This window comes from Cutibacterium sp. LaCa_255 (assembly GCF_057458005.1).
Genome location: NZ_CP190956.1, coordinates 579,062 through 597,494 on the forward strand (window position 1 = coordinate 579,062; position 18,433 = coordinate 597,494).

General features: G+C 64.7%; 18 protein-coding genes, 1 tRNA gene and 1 pseudogene. 7 read left to right on the plus strand and 13 right to left on the minus strand.

The annotated features are described in order from the left end of the window. Window positions 1-6: 6 nt before the first annotated feature. A tRNA-Ala gene (locus ACP8ML_RS02580) sits at window positions 7-82 on the plus strand. 63 nt (window positions 83-145) lie between these two features. Here ACP8ML_RS02580 and ACP8ML_RS02585 read toward each other — a convergent pair. The 5 genes from ACP8ML_RS02585 to ACP8ML_RS02605 are packed head-to-tail and all read right to left on the minus strand — an operon-like array spanning window position 146 to window position 5,119. After that, on the minus strand, window positions 146-1,234 hold the full coding sequence (locus tag ACP8ML_RS02585) for a tyrosine-type recombinase/integrase (protein ID WP_117188772.1): 1,089 nt from the start codon (window positions 1,232-1,234) through the stop codon (window positions 146-148). Further along, entirely contained in the window at window positions 1,231-1,458 is a 228-nt protein-coding gene (locus ACP8ML_RS02590; protein WP_016667075.1) for a helix-turn-helix transcriptional regulator, read from the minus strand. The genes ACP8ML_RS02585 and ACP8ML_RS02590 overlap by 4 nt, the downstream gene beginning before the upstream one ends. Before the next feature lie 4 nt (window positions 1,459-1,462). Further along, complete coding sequence (locus ACP8ML_RS02595) at window positions 1,463-2,938, minus strand: replication initiator (RefSeq protein ID WP_065673894.1); 1,476 nt, start codon at window positions 2,936-2,938, stop codon at window positions 1,463-1,465. A 58-nt stretch (window positions 2,939-2,996) separates the two neighbouring features. Further along, a complete protein-coding gene (locus tag ACP8ML_RS02600) occupies window positions 2,997-4,700 on the minus strand; it encodes an FtsK/SpoIIIE domain-containing protein (RefSeq protein ID WP_016667077.1) in 1,704 nt (567 codons plus the stop codon). Between the two features lie 2 nt (window positions 4,701-4,702). Next, complete coding sequence (locus ACP8ML_RS02605) at window positions 4,703-5,119, minus strand: hypothetical protein (protein ID WP_016667078.1); 417 nt, start codon at window positions 5,117-5,119, stop codon at window positions 4,703-4,705. A 112-nt stretch (window positions 5,120-5,231) separates the two neighbouring features. On the opposite strand from ACP8ML_RS02605, the gene ACP8ML_RS02610 reads away from it, so the two are divergent. The 3 genes from ACP8ML_RS02610 (at window position 5,232) to ACP8ML_RS02620 (ending at window position 7,585) form a co-directional block, all read left to right on the plus strand. Next, window positions 5,232-6,065 (plus strand): hypothetical protein, encoded by an 834-nt coding sequence (locus ACP8ML_RS02610; protein ID WP_016667079.1) that lies wholly within the window; start codon window positions 5,232-5,234, stop codon window positions 6,063-6,065. A 232-nt stretch (window positions 6,066-6,297) separates the two neighbouring features. Further along, on the plus strand, window positions 6,298-7,074 hold the full coding sequence (locus ACP8ML_RS02615) for a GntR family transcriptional regulator (protein ID WP_016667080.1): 777 nt from the start codon (window positions 6,298-6,300) through the stop codon (window positions 7,072-7,074). Between the two features lies 1 nt (window position 7,075). Continuing rightward, the gene (locus ACP8ML_RS02620; RefSeq protein WP_065673891.1) at window positions 7,076-7,585 is read left to right on the plus strand and encodes a GNAT family N-acetyltransferase; all 510 of its coding nucleotides are present in this window, start codon (window positions 7,076-7,078) and stop codon (window positions 7,583-7,585) included. A 1,238-nt stretch (window positions 7,586-8,823) separates the two neighbouring features. Here ACP8ML_RS02620 and ACP8ML_RS02625 read toward each other — a convergent pair. The 6 genes and pseudogenes from ACP8ML_RS02625 to ACP8ML_RS02650 form a co-directional block, all read right to left on the minus strand. Then, window positions 8,824-9,147 (minus strand): hypothetical protein, encoded by a 324-nt coding sequence (locus tag ACP8ML_RS02625; protein ID WP_138774611.1) that lies wholly within the window; start codon window positions 9,145-9,147, stop codon window positions 8,824-8,826. 362 nt (window positions 9,148-9,509) lie between these two features. After that, window positions 9,510-10,385: a competence protein CoiA family protein gene (locus ACP8ML_RS02630; protein ID WP_016667084.1), complete on the minus strand. Its 876-nt coding sequence runs from the start codon at window positions 10,383-10,385 to the stop codon at window positions 9,510-9,512. Window positions 10,386-10,446: 61 nt separating this feature from the next. Further along, window positions 10,447-10,749, minus strand: a complete 303-nt coding sequence (locus ACP8ML_RS02635; RefSeq protein WP_196768460.1) for a tyrosine-type recombinase/integrase — start codon at window positions 10,747-10,749, stop codon at window positions 10,447-10,449. A 671-nt stretch (window positions 10,750-11,420) separates the two neighbouring features. Further along, window positions 11,421-11,492: pseudogene (locus tag ACP8ML_RS02640) on the minus strand (hypothetical protein); the annotation flags it as partial. Then, on the minus strand, window positions 11,489-11,677 hold the full coding sequence (locus ACP8ML_RS02645) for a helix-turn-helix transcriptional regulator (protein WP_016667086.1): 189 nt from the start codon (window positions 11,675-11,677) through the stop codon (window positions 11,489-11,491). The gene ACP8ML_RS02645 and the pseudogene ACP8ML_RS02640, both read right to left, overlap by 4 nt. After that, complete coding sequence (locus ACP8ML_RS02650) at window positions 11,674-13,257, minus strand: replication initiator (RefSeq protein WP_065673889.1); 1,584 nt, start codon at window positions 13,255-13,257, stop codon at window positions 11,674-11,676. The genes ACP8ML_RS02645 and ACP8ML_RS02650 overlap by 4 nt, the downstream gene beginning before the upstream one ends. A 129-nt stretch (window positions 13,258-13,386) precedes the next feature. Here ACP8ML_RS02650 and ACP8ML_RS02655 point away from each other — a divergent pair, with 129 nt between their 5' ends. Next, window positions 13,387-14,388 (plus strand): IS481 family transposase, encoded by a 1,002-nt coding sequence (locus tag ACP8ML_RS02655; protein WP_117188986.1) that lies wholly within the window; start codon window positions 13,387-13,389, stop codon window positions 14,386-14,388. Between the two features lie 478 nt (window positions 14,389-14,866). Here ACP8ML_RS02655 and ACP8ML_RS02660 read toward each other — a convergent pair whose 3' ends face one another. Beyond that, window positions 14,867-16,606 carry an ABC-F family ATP-binding cassette domain-containing protein gene (locus ACP8ML_RS02660; RefSeq protein ID WP_171048606.1) on the minus strand — a complete coding sequence of 580 codons (1,740 nt, stop codon included), beginning with the start codon at window positions 16,604-16,606 and terminating at the stop codon, window positions 14,867-14,869. Window positions 16,607-17,072: 466 nt separating this feature from the next. Here ACP8ML_RS02660 and ACP8ML_RS02665 point away from each other — a divergent pair, with 466 nt between their 5' ends. Continuing rightward, window positions 17,073-17,321 carry a sugar-binding domain-containing protein gene (locus tag ACP8ML_RS02665; RefSeq protein WP_249361257.1) on the plus strand — a complete coding sequence of 83 codons (249 nt, stop codon included), beginning with the start codon at window positions 17,073-17,075 and terminating at the stop codon, window positions 17,319-17,321. 327 nt (window positions 17,322-17,648) lie between these two features. On the opposite strand, the gene ACP8ML_RS02670 is transcribed toward ACP8ML_RS02665, so the two are convergent. After that, window positions 17,649-17,822 carry a hypothetical protein gene (locus tag ACP8ML_RS02670; RefSeq protein WP_171048605.1) on the minus strand — a complete coding sequence of 58 codons (174 nt, stop codon included), beginning with the start codon at window positions 17,820-17,822 and terminating at the stop codon, window positions 17,649-17,651. Window positions 17,823-17,832: 10 nt separating this feature from the next. Between ACP8ML_RS02670 and ACP8ML_RS02675 the strand changes: the two genes are divergently transcribed. Next, window positions 17,833-18,300, plus strand: a complete 468-nt coding sequence (locus ACP8ML_RS02675) for a LysR substrate-binding domain-containing protein (protein WP_171048604.1) — start codon at window positions 17,833-17,835, stop codon at window positions 18,298-18,300. The last annotated feature ends 133 nt before the right edge of the window (window positions 18,301-18,433 follow it).

Genomic DNA, 18,433 nt, shown 5'->3' on the forward strand with positions numbered 1-18,433 from the left:
GTTGTTGGGGCATTGGCGCAGTTGGTAGCGCGTCTCGTTCGCAATGAGAAGGTCAGGGGTTCGAATCCCCTATGCTCCACCAGCAAGAAACCTCGCTGACTAGGAAGAACAGTTCCGGTCATGCGGGGTTCTTTCGATTTCTGGCTCATTGCGCCACCTCTCGCGGGCCCCCGGCGGTCCCCAACCCTTCATCGAGGCTGGCATTGAGCCTTGCCAGACCGGCAATGTCGGCGGCGGTGCCCAGGTGGTGCAGGTAGCGGTTCGTGGTGGCGATCGACTCGTGGCCCATCCATGCCTGCACGGTCCCCGGGTCGACGCCACGGGCCAACCAGAGGCAGGCGGCGGTGTGGCGCAGGTCGTGGATGCGACGGCCCTGGGCGGTGTGCTTCCAGTCGAGGGTGCGCACGACGGCATTGCGGTGCAGCTGGGCGCCCATGTAGGTGGTGAGCAGCAGGTCGTCGGGGCCCTTGCCCAGGGTGAACCGCTTGATGATCGGCAGCACCCGGTTGGCCACCGGCACGCGACGAGAACGGCCGCTCTTGGTGGCCTTCACGCCGACGCCCTCGGGGGCCGAGCGGCGCACCAGCAGTGCCGGGGACGGCACCTCCACGAAGTCACCGACCCGCAGCTCACGGGCCTCGGCCCAGCGAAGGCCGGTCCAGCCGAGGACGAGCATCACGTCGGCCAGCCTAGGGTCGCGCAGCGCCCAGGCGTCGTGGACGGCTTCGAGCTCGTCCTCGGTGAAGGGGTGCAGCTCGACGGGCGGGACAGAACTCTTCGGCACTCGGACTGCGGTGACCGGGTTGGTGGCGATCAGCTTCTCCCGCACCCACCAGGCGAAGAAGACCGACAGACTGGCGCGGTAGCGCACCACGGAGGTGTGCCCGAGCCCACGGGACAGCAGGGCCTCGAAGGAGCGAGCGACCTCGCGCCCCCTGACGGACGACACCTGCAACGCCATCATGCTGGTGGGCACCAGACGCAGCAGCTCGCGGTCGGTCTGCCAGGTCTTCGTCGCGACGGTCGTGCGACGGATCTCGAGCCAGCGGGGGAGCAGGTCACGCACCCGCTCCTTGCCGGCGCGAGGATCAATGCCCCCGTCCAGGGCGGCACGTTCACGGGTGAGCCAGGCGACCGCCTCGCGACGGGTGTCGAAGGTGCGGGTGGCGACCTTCACACGTCCGCTCTTGAGGTGGGCGCGGAAGCGCCCGTTGGGGGTCTTCTCGATGCTCACGCAGCAGCCCGCCTCAACCAGGCCTCCACATCGGCGCGCAGGTAGCGGGGGCAGGTGGACGACAGCCAGGTGCAGCGCGGCCCCTGACCGGTCTTGCGCCACCGGCACAGGGTGGACGGGGAGACGCGCAGCCAGACGGCCAGCTCGTCGCTGGTCAGGTAGTCGAAGGCGGTCTCGAGCCGGGGCGTGGTGTCCAGGCCGGGCAGGGTGTCGGTCTTGCTCATGGGTTCAGTTCTCCTTGGGGTGGGGGTGGGTGTTCTTGCGTGCGGCCTTCCACTGGTCGTACTCGCGGGCGCGGGCGGCGGCTGCGAGGGCGAGTGCTTCGTCGGTGGTGGTGTCCCATCCGGTGCCGTCGTAGGCCCAGTCGCGCAGGACCAGGGTGGTGTCGTCGTCCTGGTCGGTGAGCAGGTCGATGCTGTCCCAGTCGATGTGGCGGCCGTTGTGCTGGTCTGCCATGAGCTTCTGGAAGCGGGCACGGGCCCGGCGGAGGGCGCCGAGGGTGATGGAGTAGCGGCGGCTCTTGGTGGAGAAGTGGCCGCGGAAGCCGAGTTCGTGGGACCACTTGCCCAGGTTCCGGTACACGTCGAGACCGTCCTTGCCGACCGGGCCTTCCACACAGTCACCAGCACGACGCAGGTTGTCGCGGGCGCGGGCATGGCCGCACCAGGTGCGGCACAGCGCGGCGAGGTGGTCGAGGTGCGGGTTGGTGGTGCCGTGCTTCGCGGCGGTGGCGTCCTTGGCGGCGTACTTCGCGAGGTAGCCGGCCACCTGGGCGGGTTGCAGCTCGCGGTCGGGGTCATCGGGCCGGTGGCTGGTGCGGACGGGCTTGGCGTCGATCTGGGTGCCGAAGACGAGCAGCACTGGCTTGATGGACGGGTGCGGGGCGGGGGCGACGTAGGAGACGGCCGCGGCAGCGGTGCGGGCGGCGTCGGCCAGGAGTTCGGCGGTGAGGCCGGTGGGTGCGGGTGCTCCGATGCCCTGGGCGGCGGGGCCGTCGAGGCGGATGAGTGCGTGGAAGTGGATGGCGCCGCGGGTCTGCATCTCGGCGACCTTCGCGAACTGCACGGAGCACACGTCGTTGAGCTTCGACGGGGCAACGCCCACTAGTGCGGCGAGGTGTCGTCGGAGGGTGATGGTGAAGCGTCGCCACAGTTCGGGGGCCCACCACTGCCAGATGAGGTGGTGGTCGTAGCGGTAGCAGTCGGAACAGATCGGCTGCCCGAGCAGCGAGTCGTCTTCGGTATGCCGGGTGTTGCACCACATCGGTCGGCCGTGGGGGCAGAGCTGGCCTTCGCGGCGGGGGTGGCAGGGCCTGCCGCTGCGGGTGCCGTGGACGGGGCCGAAGGAGGGTGCGGTGAGGGTGAGGAAGACCAGGGGATTGTCGGCGACGCTGTCGGGGACGTTCTTGCCGCCGGTGACGCCGCAGCGGACCATTTCGAAGGTGTCTCGGGCGTAGAGGCGGGAACACGACGGGCAGACGGATTCGCGGCGGTTGCCGCAGCGCTGGAAGAGGACGCCGAGGGGCTGGTCGGTGGAGCGGAAGACGGACAGGATCTCGCCGGTGGTGGTGTCGATGCGGGTGGTGGAGCCGGTCAACCGGATGGGGTGCGTGCAGTAGCCGACATGCGCGGCGGCCTGGGCGAACTGGTCGAAGGTGCCGTCCTTGATGCGGGCCAGAAGGTTGGCCTGCCCGCGGGGGCTCAGGTCGACGTCGAGAGGGGCGGCCTCTCCAAATCCGTCGAAGTGGGCCCCGCGTGGGCGGTCATGCTGCGTCGCCCTCCTGCAGGTCGAGGTGGTCGTCGACGTCGACCGGGGCGGGCATCACCAGAGTGGTCTCGTTCTGGCCGGTGGTGCGGGGCTGGCGGGGCTTGCGCGGAGCCCGGGGCTTACGGACACGCGGCTCGGTGGTGACCTCCTGGACGATGTCGCTCACCGGGGAGGTGGCGGCGGGCAGGGCGGTCTCGGCGGCCTGCTGCGCAGTCGGCAGCACGACGTGGACCGGGGACGGGTAACGGTGGGCGAGGTCCCGAATGGTCTTGTCGGGCCAGTAGTCGGCGCGAACCTTGTCGTAGGTGCCGGTCTCGTCCTTGATCCAGCCGGTGCCCTGCTGCGAGAGCAGGATCCGGTGGGCGGGGGCGAGGGTGGCGGCGTCCTCACCGAGGACCATGCGGGTCTCCGAGGCACTGTTGAGGCGCAGTGCGAGGAACTGGGTGAACTGTCCACGCATGCCGACGGTTTCCTTGCGGGGGTCCTGCACCGCGGCCACGACCACGACGCCGAGGGCGCGGCCCTGGGTGAGGATCTCCGACAGCAGCCGGGAGGCCTCCTTCACGATCTCCGGCGGCCCGTACGAGGTGAGCACGGCGAGCTCGTCGATGATCAGCACGTGCAGCGGATCCCCCGGCCGGGGCTCGTGCAGCCGTGAGGTGCCGAACATGGCAGCACCCCGCACCGCGATCACCGCGAGCAGCTCCTGCAACACGGCCAGGGCCTGAGCGGGGGTGGTGGCCATGCAGCAGAACAGGTCCTTGCCCATGCCCAGTTCGAGGCCGTGCTTGAGGTCGATGCCCCACAGCTGCACCTCCCCGGTGGGGATGGCCGGGGCGAGGTAGCCGCACACCGACCAGACCGGGGAGCCCTTGCCCGCCCCCGACGCGCCGACGACGAGGGTCTGGCGTCCGATCACCTGCAGGAACCAGGTGTCTCCCGACAGGGTCCGGCCGGCGGGCACCACACCCACCGTGTCGAGGCTGTCGCGGGTGGTGAGGGTGGCCTCCCGGCCGGAGGCCAGCGCGTTGCGCATCATGAGCTGCACCTCGATGTGTACGTCGTTGACGGGCTGGGTGCGGGCGCTGCTGGCGCCGGCGGCGAGGCGGAGGGCTTCGAGGGCGGCTTCGATGTCCTCGAACACCTGCCCGATGCGGGGACGGACGCGGAGTACGAGGGTGTCGCCGCGAGTCTCGATCTTGGGCAGGTACGGGGCGGTCCACACGGTGACCTGGCGGGGCTCCTTGATCGTCTCAAGGTGGTCACCCACCTTGATGGTGCGGCGCACGTCCTTGGTGACGGTGCGCTGCGACGACAGGCCACACTCGCGGGCGACCTCGTCCCAGTTCTTGCGGGCCCACCTACGCCAACCCCACCGACGCCACGGTCCCGCGATGTACTTGTCGAAGGTGAACGGGTTCGCCAGGGACCACCACGCACCACCCACCAACGGCACCAGCCAGGCCGCGGCAGCAACCCACAACCCGACATGAGTGGTGTAGGAGTCGATCCCGCAGACGATGGCCACCAGGAACCAGGCCATGTAGCAGGTGGCGAACCACCAGCGGCCATGCCACATCCCGCGCAGCAGCCGCCACACGAACACCCCCGTCACCCGCACAGGGCGCCACACAGCCCCAGCCACGGCCACGACGCCAAGACGCCGACGGTCCGGGCTGGGCAGCGTTGCCACGGTCATGATCAGGCCGCCTTGCGCTCAGCGGTCGGGGCCTCGTCGGCGAAGCCAGTGGCGCGGATGGAGTACATGAGCCGCGGGCGCTGGCCGTTGTCGTCGACCCACGGGGTGATCGACAGGCCCTCGAAGACCACCGGGGTGATCGGCAGGTTGGTCTTGTTGGCCGGCGGCACCGGCTGGTGGGCGCACACCAGCTTCACCACCACCGTCTTGTCCCGGTTGCCGGCGTCCGGGTCCATGTCCAACACCGGCGCCTGCCAGATCGGCAGACCGGTCTCCTTGTCGAGCTGCTGCGGCCTGGACCCATCGGGACGCTGAACCGCCTTGTCGAAGTTCCACACCGGCTCCACCGGACCCACCAGGAACGCCCCGGCGGGGAAGACGGCCTCCATGGCCACCAGAATCTTGCGCTGCACTGTCATGACTGTCTCCTCTAGATGTACTGGCTTGAGCCAGTTGAGTCAAGGGATGCTAAAGGCCAGTGGGGGGATTGATTTGGAGCTGGGCCCCCGGGCGGTCTGAGAGACTGGGAACATGGATGTCCTGACGGAGCGACAGCACCGGGCCTTGGCCTTCATCGCCGCCGCGAACCAAGGCGGGGCGACTCCAACCCCTGAAGAGCTGGAGCTCTGGCTGACTAACCCCACACCCAGGCGGACCGGGGGAGTCCTGGCTTCGATGGCACGGACGCCGGTGGAAGGGCTGACCGGCATCTTTGGGATCAGCGAGAGTATCGCTGACCATCTTGTCCATATGCGTTGGGCGCGGCGGGTTCGAGGGGGCTTGACGCTGACGTCGTTGGGACTGGCCCTCATGCGCTCGGCGGATGTCGGCGAGGAAGCAGCCGATCGTGTGGTCGTACTGAAGCCGGAAGACCCACTGGCGTATGCGCGCTTGGTCTCGCAGATCAGTGACTTGGGCGACGCTGCCCTCTTGGTTGACCCATATTTGGACGTGGACCAGTTGTTCAAACTCATTCAGAGCACGGGCATAGCGCAGATTTTGATCGGCAATCATGATCGGACCAAGAAGATGCGTACCGGTATCAAAGCGTTCCTCGAGGGGCTGGCCGAGTGTCCCTGTGAGGTGAGAACCAGTGCAGCCCTGCACGATCGGCTCGTTGTAGCAGAAGACGGTCGGGTCTGGACGCTAGGTTCTTCCTTCAGCGGTGTCGCGAACAGCAAGACCTTCACGGTCCTGACCCCCTTGCCGGATAAAGCGGCAGACGCAGTAGCTCAACACATTCGCAGACTGTGGTCAGAGGCTGAGGTTCTTGTGGAGCGCTCTGTGCAGCGAATAGGGCACGAAGGCGAAACGATGCTCGACGAGCGGAACTGCGAGGACCGCCAGAGCGACGAGAAAGCCTGACGGTAGAGACTGAAACCTGAGATGGCACAGTTGCTCAGGGGGGAACCGGGCAAGGGTCGGTTCCCTGAGGCAGGTTACCGAGCCGCGAGCAGGTGGGGTACGTCACGTTGGCCGTGGCTGGCTGTGTGATCAGATGCCGTGGTAGCGCAAGCTCCCGGACTGATACGAGCTCGTTGAGATAGTTGCCTCGTTCCGAGGGCTGGCGTGAGCCAGTTTCCGTAGACTCGTCACCATGGCAACGAGCACAGGTAAGACCGAGCCAGCCAGTCGGCGACTTGCGGCGCAGCTGCGCACTGCCATAGAGACCGGTGAGCTCGCACCTGGAGACAAGCTCCCGTCTGAGCGAAAGCTGGTCGAGACGCACGACGTTGCACGCAACACAGCCCGTGAAGCCGTGCGGCTCTTGGCTGATGAGGGGCTCGTCACTGTGGAGCACGGCAGGGGCGCCTTCGTACGGGTCAAACCTAAGCTGATGCGCTTTGGCTCCTCTCGCTACTCGCACAAGCTCCGCGAGCGAACGGGGCTGTCGCCCTTCCGGGCTGAAGTAGAAGCCCAAGGGCGCGTGCCCAGTGTCAACTGCACCAGCATTGAGCAGGTGCCGGCACCGGGCTTCGTGGTACAGCGCCTCGGTCTGGTCGAGGGGACTCACGTCGTCCGCCGGGAGAATCACTACTTCGCCGACGATGAAGCCGTCCAGATCGGCGTGACGTACATTCCTCTTCCGATTGCCCAGGGCACGCCGCTGCTCCACTCCGCGAACCTAGGCCCGGGCAGCCTGTATGCGCGGTTCGCCGAGAAGGGCCATGAAGTCGTGACCATCCGCGAGGAGATCTCGGCACGCATGGCCACCCCGAGCGAAGTGGAGCAGCTCATGATTCCCGATGGAGTGCCCGTGATCGACGTGGTGCATACGAGCATCGACCAAGATCGGCAGCCCTTCGAAGTCACCACGTTTACGATGCGCGCGGATGTTACTGGCCTCGACTACACCATGCCCGTGGAGGAATGACATGTCCGTTCTGATCCGGTCCCGCGTCGATGCGGATATCCCGGCTCTAGCTGACGTGCTGGTGCGCGTCCATGCGCAGGATGGCTATCCGGTTGAGGGCGTTGCTGATCCGGAGGCTTGGCTTCGCTCTGACCGTATGCTCGGGGCCTGGGTGGCTGAGGTGGCCAGCGAGATCGTCGGACATGTTATGGTGGCAGAACCGGGCGAGGGTGATGAAGCGGCCAAATTGCTTGCACATCGCGACGGCCTCTTGATGGAAGAAATCGCAGTACTGGGTCGACTGTTCGTGGATCCCGCAGCTCGAGGGCAGCACCTAGCTGACCACCTCATGGCCTCGGGTGTTGCTGCAGCGCACGAAGCGGGCCGGAGGGCCGCGCTCGATGTCATGCAAAAGGATCAAGCCGCTATCGCGACCTATCAGCGCCTGGGATGGGTGTCCCTAGGGCGATTCGAGCACGTAATTCCAGGCGGTAGTGAGCCGGCGCTCGCCTTCCATCTACCTGTCTGTTGAGCTCTGTGGTAAACGGGTCTATCCGCAGCGCGCTGTGAACGGCCCTACGTCAGGCTCAGGGACCCGTTCCTGAGCCTGGCGTAGGGCCGTGAAGAAATGTCCAACATCAGCAGGAATGAGAACGTCGTGCTCTCGATTCTTAAGTGAATTTAAATCGTCGTGAACTAGGCGGATGGGCCTACTTGTGGGGGAGGGATAGACTGGAGCAGTTCATTGGGTAGGTCGTGATGATTCGGTGGCCCGAGTCCCGTGAAATCGCCAGTTTAGGGCAATAATTCTTGATTACGCGCCCTCGTGAGTCCTTGATTTGGATCCAGCCGCGGTAGTTGTAGACATTTCGAGCCTTATCTTCTTGGACTGATAGGGCCTTCTTGCCTGTCTCGGTGATGAACCAGTTAATGAAGTGCCAGTGATTCGGGTCTCCCGAGGGGTATGCGACAGCTTTCCAGTCCTCAGCATGCTCAGCCTGAATGTGTCGATATCCATACTTGGCGTTCCCGCACTGCAGGTTGGCGGTGTAGACAAGGCGCTCCGGGATTCTCCCCATTGTGAACGTGCTAACAATTTTAGTTTGAGAATCTCTTACGCCGCAGGCACCCATAGGCCAAGATGCTGTGACGACACGGCTCGATCGTGGAGTAATGAAACGAGCGCCTGTCTGAGGGAAAACGATAGTATAAGCCTCTTTCGCCGCGCTCTTGGAAGGCTTCGCTGCCACGGTGGAATGATTGGCTGATTTTGTGTTGCTCTGGCCTGCGGCGGAGGCCGGCAGAGGTTCTGAATTTTGAAATGCCATTGAGGCGATCGCGAAAGCCGTTGATCCTAGGATAATTCCAAAGTTTTTCATCTTCTACTCCTTTGGCGTCTAGGTATGGAGGTCTGCTGTTAGAGAGTCGATGACGATCCCGATTCATCTTTGAAAGGGTGGAACTCCAGCGAGTTGTCGACGCTCGCCAGCGACTCACATTCGTTGGGAATGTGTACGTTGGTGCCCGTCGCCAGTCTGGATTGCACAGAAGGACCCTGTCAAGGACTTGGGGGCTGTGAGAAATTTCCCTACTGACTCAAGGCGCCTTCGGCGCACGTGGCCGGCGGCGGGACCCCGCGACAGGGCCCCGCGCTTCGGTCGCTTCGCTCCCTGTGCGCACCCCATCGCACCCCACCGCTACCGGCCACGAACATGACAGGGCGCCCTGAGCCATGTGGTTCAGGGCGCCCTGGTTCTTTGTTGACTCGACCTACTCGCGCACGACCTTGATCGGGAAGACCTCCGCACGCAGCATGGCCACGGCTTCACGGCAGGCTGTCTCATACTGCTCCTCGGCCTCCGGGGGGTTCCATCTGCCATCGAAGTCTTCGCGGCCCCACAACTCGCCACACTGACGCAGCAACGCCACGAGCTCGGGGGAGAGGCCGTAGTCCTCGGGCGTCATCGCGTACTCGTCAGTGTAGTTCTCCCACAGCGGCCATGGATGGCCGTAGTCGAAGAAGAACCGGATCTCGCGCTCCTCGGCCGGGTACTCACGAGCGGGCAGCGTCGGGCTGCCATCCCACTTCATCATGTGTTGCAGTGTATGGGTCTGGCCGGCCGCGGGCACCCACATTGCGTAGTCGGCCAAGGTGCCGCCACGATCCATGCCGGAGACGCTCGCGGTGGCAAAGTTCTCACCGGCATGGACCGCGCCGGATCGAAAATCGAACACCGGCTTTGGCGCGGGCCCCCGGCGGGCCCCCGAGTTGGAATCGACGGCACCGGAGCACCCGTCGGCAGGCGTGAAACCGCCTCCAAGCGGGGCCAATCCACGGCAGGGAGGCTTTCGCAATGAGAAGGTCAGGGGTTCGAATCCCCTATGCTCCACAAGCACAAACGCCGGTCTGCACGGATCGGCGTTCTGCATTTGCGCACCCCCTACGCACCCCCGTCCTAGTTTTCGAACTCTGGCCCGACCAAGAAGGCGAGCGAATTTAGGTCGGTGAGGGTCATCGCGTAGGGGCACCGCCCAGTCCCCGGATGAACCCGGCCGAACGCGATGGCGTGAACGGGTGCAGTGTTGAACTGTGCGTGCTTGGCCGCATCCAACCAGGCGTCGGCGTCATGGAGCCGGGATGCCGCCGGGCCCTCGATCACGATGGTGAATGGGTTGCGACCGAAGTTCCCGGCATTGAGATAGAGCGTTCCGCCATCGTCAGTGGGCCGCCACTTTGCCGTCTCGACTGCGCCCCAAACGAGCATGTGTCGGTCAAGGTCTCCTTCAGTCACTTGGTTGAAATCTCTGATGAGGTCTGTCGTTCGAGCAATGCCCCGCTCGGGGACCCGCATGGTGCGACCACGGTCCTGCATGTACTGGGGATTGCGGACCAAGTTGCGTAGGAAGGCTCTGAGCTGTCCGTGGCGGACACGTCCGTCGCCTCCATCCGCTTCCCCACGATGTGGATGTGCTCGCGGGGCACGTGCATCCGCCTGCGGGTCCACAGCTACTCGCTCGCCAGCATCTTCAGGGGCGAACGGGCCAGTGAGGACCAACTCGAACTCAGTGCCGTCGTTGTCGACAGTTGGAACCTCCTCCCCCTGCTGCCCAAGTTCTTGCGTGACTTCAGTGGCGGCGGTGCATCCTTCTAGGTGCTGTCGCGACCCGAAACACGGCGCCTTGCCGTCCTTGGCCCGCGCTCGGAAGTAGGCAGGCTGCCCGCATTGCGGGCAAGTCAGCTGCCTGCGGTTGGTGGCGATCCAGTTCGGATCTTGCCGCGCAAAGTCCTCCGCCAAGATGAACTGCCCGTTGGCCAAGACTGCCTGGTGCATGGTGACTCCTTCGTCAACGTCCCTAGCAGTATCGCTGGGAATCGCTGCTACAGCGGGAGATTCAGCTCAATGGCCCATTGAGTCTCGCGAGGCCTGCTGCTTCGGCGGCGGTGCCGAGGTGATGAAGGTAGCGGTTCGTGGTGGCGATGGACTCGTGGCCCATCCACTGCTGAACGGTCCCAGGGTCGACGCTGCGGGCCAGCCAGAGGCAGGCAGCCGTGTGGCGTAGGTCGTGGATGCGGCGTCCTTGGCCAGTGGTCTGCCAGTGGACAGCGCGGAGAACTGCTGAACGGTGGAGCTGGCTCCCGGTGCTCGTCGTGAGGAGCAGGTCGGACGGGAACTTCCCACTGCTGAGCGACAGCACGATGGGAAGGACTCGGTTCGCAGGGGAACACGTCGGGACCGGCGTCCCTTGGTGGACTTCACGCCGACGCCTTCGGGGTCGGATCGTTGGACGCGCAGGGCGGGGGAGTCGCCCAGGGCGATGTCACCAACAGTGAGGGCGCGAGCTTCGGCCCAGCGGAGCCCGGTCCAGCCCATCACGACCAGGATGTCAGCCAGGCGCTCGTCGTACTTCTTCCAGGCCAGGTAGCGCGCTTCCAGTTCGGCCTCGCTCCATGGGCTCATCTCCACGCGTTCGGCCGACGACTTCGGAACCCGGACGCCCGTCACCGGGTTGGACGTGATGAACCGTTCTCGCACGCACCACGAGAAGAAGCTGGACAGGCTGGCGCGGTAGCGGACCACTGAGGACTCTGCCAAGCCCTGCTTGATGAGGCTTTCGAATGAGCGGGAGACCTCACGGGCAGAGATAGCTGCCACGCCCATGTTCTGCATCGACATCGGCATGAGGCGGAGCAAGTCCTGATCGGTCCGGTAGGTCTTATTGGCCACCGTGACCTCTCGAACTTCAAGCCACTGGGCAACCAGGGCACGGGTGCGAACGCGACCGGCACGAGGGTCGATGCCGCCGACCAGGGCGGCTCGTTCGCGGGAAAGCCACTCCGTGGCTTCGCGCTTCGTGTCAAAGGTCTTGCTGGTAGCGTGCTGGCGACCCGACTTGAGGACCGCTCGGAAGCGGCCGCTGGGTTCCTTGCGGATGCTCATGCTGCGGCCTTCTGCAACCACTTTTCGACGTCCGCCGCGGCGTAGCGCGGGATGGAGCGGGACAGCCAGATCACGCGAGGACCGACACCCTGCTGACGCCAGCGGCAAAGAGTGGAAGGAGACACCTGGACGATCTTGGCGACCTCAGCGGTCGTCAGCAGTCGTTCAAACTCCTTGACGTTCACGATGCTCCTTGAAGGACGGGCGAGGTGGGTAGGGACGGCTGCGGTGACGCCCAGGGTGGCGGCGCGGGCGACTGGTCTTCCGCCAGCCCTATTCGTCCCTTGGCGAGGTGGTAGGACCGTCGCCACTCCTGCCGTTGGCGGATGCTCTCCAACATGACAAGCCGGTAAGCGTGGGCCTTGCGGGGTTCGTTCTCCCAGGTGAAGCGGCGCGCGCCGTCGTCCATCTGGGTGTCGGCCGCCAGGCGGTCGATTTCCGGAGCTGTGAACCCGGCTTCTTCGAGCACTGCTTGCACGACGGCCTGCCGGTCGGCCCGGTGCTGTTGCAGCGTCTTGCCGGACCACTTGCGGGAGACGAGCACGCGCCGTCCACCGAGCCCGAGCATTTCCCGGTCATGCGCCTTGTGTTGGCAGTGGCCGGGGACAAGACTTGGCCCAGCGTCCTTGGGCTGCACGCCGTAACGCAGCCAGTTGGCGCACCGCTCGTTGCACGGAAGGTAGCGCAGTTCCCGGTGCAGGCGGTCGATGTGCGCCGTCTGGGCGGCAGTCAACTCGTCACCGCAGGTCTCGGCCACTGACTTGGTGAGGTACTTGGTCAGGTAGCGCACGGCGCGGTCAGCGTCGGGACTCGGCGCGACGATGCCCTGGGCGTCGACCTGGGACCCGAAGCGCATGACGTGCATGGGCTTGGCTCCGGGCTCCTCCAGGGCGTCCAGAGCCTGATCCCACGTGGGCAGTAGCTCACCTGTTGTTGGATCCGCATAGCCCAAGGGAGTCCACACGGGCACCGCCGAGTCGTAGACAACGTGGTTGATCGGCGGCCACCACACTTGGAGGTAGACGGCCTTCGCCACCTGGCGCAGCGTTGCCCGGGGGATGGCCCCACGGATGGCGGCATGCAGGTGCGGAGCCAAACGCTTCTGCGGCTCGATGGCCGAGAAGTACTGCACGTTGTATCCGGCACAGCGTCGCAAGGCCTTCCAGAACTGGTCCACGAGCCTCGGGAACATCAGCGCGTCCAGGGCGGCACGCCGGTAGTTGTAGGTGCTCGGGTCTGCTGGCGTGCCGACGCCAGGGATGACCGGGCCGTAGCTCGGAAGCGTCAAGGTGACGAACATCGACGGTCGGTATTCCCGGCCATCCCTGGCAACGAAGGTCGTCCCAACGGTCCGCTGTTCCATCGGCACACGCGGCAGGTCGGGTGCATCACTGCGACGTCGCGTGGAGCGAACCCGTCGGGTGATACCGGCAGTATCAGCGTCTTCAGCGATACCGCCGGTATCAGTCTGGCTCCCGTTGGACCCTGCAGCCTCGGTGATACTGCCGGTATCAGTCGGTTCGGGTTCCTCGGTTCGGTGCCACCCTTCAGCGCACTGCTGCATGCGCAGGAGACGGGCCTTGCGGGCGCAGCTGGGGCACTGTGACTCTCGGGTACTTCCGCAAGGCAGAGCCACCACCTGACTGGTTCCGTCCTCGTGATCGGTGACCCTCTGCAGGACGGGCCGGATGCACGCGCCCTGGGCAATGCCAAGGTCACGCACCATGTCGTCGGTGATCTGGCTCAGGAGTCGTGGATCGGTCATGCGGGACACACCTCCAACAGGTCCGGATCTAGCTGTACTTCCCCGGGAGGTTGTGAACGGGTGAGGTAGCGAAGACCTCCGGGCAGGATGTGGGTTACCACACTCACTCTCCTGACCACGGAGGTCTTCGTGACTCACGCTAACGCACCCTTGATACCGGAAGGGCGTCGTCGTCTTGCTGTTCTCGTCGTGGAACAGGGCTGGTCGTTGCGGCGGGCGGCGGAACGGTTCCAGTGCTCGCCCGCGACGGTGAAGCGGTGGGCCGACAGGTACCGGGCAGGGCTGCCGTTGATCGACCGTAGTTCGAGGCCCACCTCGTCACCGAACCGGCTTTCGCGTAAGACGGAGCATCGGATCGTCGCGTTGCGGTTCACTGGCCGGTGGGGTCCGCACCGGATCGCGTATCACCTGCGGTTGCACCGTTCCACGGTCGGTCGGGTGCTCGCCCGATACAAGATGCCGAAGCTAATCAACATCGACCAGGCCACCGGGCTGCCGGTTCGCCGCCCGAAGCCGAAACGGTACGAGGTCGCCGCGCCGGGCCAGCTCGTGCACGTAGATATCAAGAAACAAGGCCGGATCCCCGACGGCGGCGGGTGGCGTGCCCACGGTCGCGGATCCATGCAGGACCGTCACGCGGGAGTGGCCCGCGACAAGGCAGCCCGTGCCGGGGCAGCCGGCTCTCGCGGCTACCGGTATCTGCACCACGCCGTGGACGACCACTCCCGGATCGCGTACTCACAGATCCTTGACGACGAGCGCAAAGAGACTGCAGCGGGGTTCTGGACCCGCGCGAACGCGTTCTTCGCAGGCCTGGGCGTCACAGTCACCGCGGTGATGACCGACAACGGTTCCTGCTACCGGTCAGGCGCCTTCGCTGACGCGCTCGGCGACGAGGTGAAGCACAAGTGGACCCGGCCATACCGGCCGCAGACCAACGGCAAGGTCGAGCGGTTCAACCGAACCCTCGCCGTCGAGTGGGCCTACGCGAAGCCCAACGCCAGCCAAGCCGAGCGCGCCGCAGCCTACGAGACCTGGCTCCATCACTACAATCACCACAGACCCCACACCGGGATCGGCGGCCAGACTCCCTCAGCCCGCGTTCACAACGTCACGGGGAAGTACAGCTAGGTCCACCCCACCACAAGGCCCGAACCCGTGCCATCCTTGATGGTTTCGGTTCGGGCCTTGTTGCTGTCTTGGGCTCAGGTGATCGTGCCCAAGCGCAAGCGCTGTCTGGATGAGATCGATCAGACCGTGCTGTTGGTGACCGCGCGGGTTGATGACTGGTGAGATCGCCACGCACTTCGACGAGGTTTGTGGGGGTGATGGCCTCCACACACCATCAGCCGGATCACGGAGAAAGTCACCGGTGAACCCACCTAATGGGCGAGCAGACCGCTGGATGCGATCTATCAGGTGATTATCGTCGACGTAATCGTGGTGACGGCCCTGACGGGGCAAGTCAGTAACGCCCCGTTCCATGCCGTGAAGGGCGTCACGGTGAATCGGGCCACGCCATCCTCGCCATCTGAGCTGGCGACGGCACAGCGGGGGCTCGGTTCTGGCTGCAGGTGCAGTTGCGCCTCGATTTGGTGCACTGTGCTTGTTAGCACGGTTCAGGGAGTGTCAGCCGCTGGCCCTGCCATCGTTTGCGCAGCCACCGGTCGTGTGAGGCAACGACGACGGTGCCAGGGTATTGGACGAGTGCATCTTCGAGTGCGGTGACGAGGCTGAGCGAAAAGTGGTTGGTCGGCTCATCCAGCAGCAGGATCTCTGGCGGGTCAGCCAGTACTACCGCGAGGGCAAGGCGACGTTGTTGGCCGACGCTGAGTTCCTGCACACGTCGGTTGTGGTCTCGACTAGCGATCAGCCCGAAGGTGCTCAGTGGCATCCGTGCCGCACGTTCCGCACCGACCAAATCTGTGTAAGCGTCGAGCACCGTGCGTGTGGGACCGCGATCGTAGGGGTCAGGTAGAGCGGTTTCTTGCGCAAGCAGCTGTACGCGGTCCACCGGGGTGCGTGTGACCTGCCCACTGCTTGGTTTCAGCGTGCCGGCGAGCAAGCCGAGCAAGGTCGATTTCCCTGATCCGTTCGGGCCGGTGATGAGCCATTTCTCGCCTCGGCTGATGCTGAGCGACGTGGCCGGGAGCCGATCTTTCAGAGCCGCGTTGACGGTGGTGAGCACGGGTTCGAGGGCGCCGATGGTACGCGGCTCGCCGGCAACCGTAAGCCCCTGGAACTCAAGTTCCCGGGGTGGCTTTCGGATCTGGCGGTCTTCGAGATCCGTCAGGCGTGCGCGAGCGTCGTTGACGCGGCGAGAGATGACCTGCGCGTTGCGGTCAGCGTAGAACTTCTTCGCCATGCGCACCTCGGAACGCGGGCGCCAATCGGAGTGTCCCACCATCTGCTGATCCTTCACCGCGGCACGAAGCCGGGAAAGCTCGGCTTGTTCATCGCGATACTGCCGTTCCCATCTCTGCTGTGCTTCAGCTCGTGCGGCGAGGTAGTCGCTGTAGCTGCCGGTGAAGCGGGTGAGGCCGATCCCGGTTCCCGTGCCGTCGTCAACTAGCGGCTCCGCGACTGCGTGCGGGAGTGGCGACGGGTCGAGGTCGAGCAGCGACGTGGCCGTCTCATCGAGGAAAGCCCGATCATGACTGGCAATAAGTAGCGGCCCTCGCCACGCCGTGAGAACGCTGACGAGATATGCGGTCGCGGCATCGTCAAGATGGTTCGTCGGTTCGTCTAGCAGCAGCACATCCGGTGCGCTCAGCAGCAGCCACGCCAGAGCGAGCCGAGCTCGTTGCCCACCGGAGAGCGTTCCTATCGACCGGTCGCGGTCGATTCCCCCGAGCCCGAGTCCAGTCAGCATCGCTGAGACCCTCGTCTCGATCTCCCACACCCCAAGACGCTCGGCCGTTTCCAGGGCACACGCATAGGCGTCGGCGGTGACTGGATCATCGGGGTTGTCCGCAAGCGCGGCACCGAGCCTGCTGACCTCTTCGGCTGCGCGTCGCGACGGGGTAACCGCAGTCTCCATGGCATTCTCGATGGTCTCAGCTGCGGAGAACGGGGACTCCTGATGAAGCAGCCCAATCACTGGTACATCGGCATTCGGTGCATTCACGGCGACCGTTCCCGATGTCGGCTCCAAGAATCCGGCGAGCACCCTGAGCAAGGTTGATTTCCCCGACCCGTTTTCCCCGAGCAGCCCCACCCGGTCACCAGCAGGTACGACGAACGACAAATTTGTGAGTACCCGCCGATCAGAGTAGGAGAACGAAAGACCGTCCACTCGCAGATGCGAGCCCGTGGCAGTGAACGACGATGAAGCAAGTACGTGAGGCATGAGCAAAATCCCGAAGACGTGACGAAAACCTGCCGGGCAGACGGCCTCGGACGCAGGTCAGGGAAACGCTCAAATAGTCACGACTCCAGTTTACCGAGGTTTGTCATCGGATCAACCAAGCCGGAACCCGTGGGCGGTGCGGACCATCCCCGACGCCAATTCCGGTGATCGGCGGTTCGCAAGGTTGGTAGCTGGGTTCGGTCATCGCTGCCCTGGGGCATGGTGGACGCGTGCCTGGTTTGCAGGTTCGTGTTGTCGCTGTATCGGGCATGTGGTTTCGGGTCATGGCATTCTTCGAGTTCAGTACGCGTCTCAACAAGACGAACAATCCCGAGGCCATCTCGCTGATACTGATTCAGTATCGGTAAGTTATGCAGGCTAAGGCTTGATCTAGGAGGTGGTCCCGGCTATTTAGCCACGCGTAAACCAGCTTATGTCCAAGATCACGACGACGGCGACGATGCTCATGCAGGCGATAGGGGACATCTGCTCACGCTTCATCAATGCTGATGGTCAGCCCTGCAGTCCGGAGATCGATGCGAGAACGGTCGGCATTCAGCTGGATGAGCTGCGCCTCATACCAACTCGCATCCTGGTGGCGGGAGGGCGCCGAAAGACTGAGGCGCTTCACACAGCACTCCGGACTGGGTACGCCACGCATCTGGTTACCGACAGATTTAGTGCACGCCGATTGCACGAACGTATGGGTGGCTGACCCAGGCCCCGAGTTTCTGCCGTCCCGTCAGAGGACGCAGTCTGCGTGACGCGCCTGCCTCTTCCGGATCGATCTGTGTAGGCATCGCTCTGCGTCTTCTCCGTAACGACGCGGGCCTCATCCCACGTGGATCGCTGGTTTGTAGATGTCTCCATCTGCCCCCAAAGATGAGGGAATGGTCGGAACCGTGTGTGAATAATCCATCGTGGGCGGCGGTGAGCGTCGTGCCTTCAAACGCTCTGATGTTTGCTGGAGAGGTCCGAAGGGGACCACGTCAAGGTCGTTGAGGCTAAGTAAGTTACGGGCCTGAGCTAGTTCCGTACGACTTCACCGTCCGGCCGTGAGCGCGGCGAAGGTGACCGGGTGGATTCCGTCAGTTACCGCGACGAGTAACGCACAAGCCGCGACGCCAGCCGCACTACCGAACTGGGTGGCGAGTCGTCCAGCAGTACTCGCGTGGACGATCTCGTCGGCGTCGAGCTGGTGGTAGGTCGCGGACATACAGAGCACGGTGAGCGCTCCGAGGCCGCCGCCCCAAGAGGTCGCGTTTCGGGAGCTGTCTCATGAGGAACTCGTCGCAGTGCTGCCAACCTCGCATCGTCTGGCGCACCGCAAGCGCCTCAGACTCGCTGATTTGGTCGATGAATCCTTTGTCGATTTCCCAACTGGATCGGCCGGACGTGCCCAAAGTGATCTTGCCTTTCAGGCGGCAGGATTGCATCGCGACGTCGCGTTTGAGGCCATGACCACCGATCTGATGATCGGCATCATTCGCAACGAGCTGGCGGTTGGGCTGTTCTCTGCCCATGTCGTCGCACACGGCCCCGACGTGGTCGCCGTCCCACTTGCGGACGGCCCTCGCAGGGTCCAGTACCTGGCCTGGAACGAGTTCAACCCTGGCCCCGCCACCCGTGCGTTCCTTGAGGCCATCACTCCTGCTCAGCCAGAGGCCGGGGCCGACTCGTCGGAGACCTCGTGACGGGGCCCCGGCGGGAAAGCGCCTCGACACAGCAACACCGTCACCACAGCCGTAAGTGTCACAAGGCTGGCCGTCACAGCGATTCCTGAGGTTCCCGTCCTGGCAAGCAGGGCTCAGCTCGCCAGCCCACCAC

Excerpts from the sequence above, each read along its gene's own strand:
- ACP8ML_RS02590 (WP_016667075.1), bottom strand. The coding sequence starts at position 1,458 with ATGAGCAAGACCGACACCCTGCCCGGCCTGGACACCACGCCCCGGCTC.
- ACP8ML_RS02600 (WP_016667077.1), bottom strand. The coding sequence starts at position 4,700 with ATGACCGTGGCAACGCTGCCCAGCCCGGACCGTCGGCGTCTTGGCGTC.
- ACP8ML_RS02605 (WP_016667078.1), bottom strand. The coding sequence starts at position 5,119 with ATGACAGTGCAGCGCAAGATTCTGGTGGCCATGGAGGCCGTCTTCCCC.
- ACP8ML_RS02610 (WP_016667079.1), top strand. The coding sequence starts at position 5,232 with ATGGATGTCCTGACGGAGCGACAGCACCGGGCCTTGGCCTTCATCGCC.
- ACP8ML_RS02615 (WP_016667080.1), top strand. The coding sequence starts at position 6,298 with ATGGCAACGAGCACAGGTAAGACCGAGCCAGCCAGTCGGCGACTTGCG.
- ACP8ML_RS02620 (WP_065673891.1), top strand. The coding sequence starts at position 7,076 with ATGTCCGTTCTGATCCGGTCCCGCGTCGATGCGGATATCCCGGCTCTA.
- ACP8ML_RS02625 (WP_138774611.1), bottom strand. The coding sequence starts at position 9,147 with ATGATGAAGTGGGATGGCAGCCCGACGCTGCCCGCTCGTGAGTACCCG.
- ACP8ML_RS02630 (WP_016667084.1), bottom strand. The coding sequence starts at position 10,385 with ATGCACCAGGCAGTCTTGGCCAACGGGCAGTTCATCTTGGCGGAGGAC.
- ACP8ML_RS02650 (WP_065673889.1), bottom strand. The coding sequence starts at position 13,257 with ATGACCGATCCACGACTCCTGAGCCAGATCACCGACGACATGGTGCGT.
- ACP8ML_RS02660 (WP_171048606.1), bottom strand. The coding sequence starts at position 16,606 with ATGCCTCACGTACTTGCTTCATCGTCGTTCACTGCCACGGGCTCGCAT.
- ACP8ML_RS02665 (WP_249361257.1), top strand. The coding sequence starts at position 17,073 with ATGCAGGCGATAGGGGACATCTGCTCACGCTTCATCAATGCTGATGGT.
- ACP8ML_RS02670 (WP_171048605.1), bottom strand. The coding sequence starts at position 17,822 with ATGTCCGCGACCTACCACCAGCTCGACGCCGACGAGATCGTCCACGCG.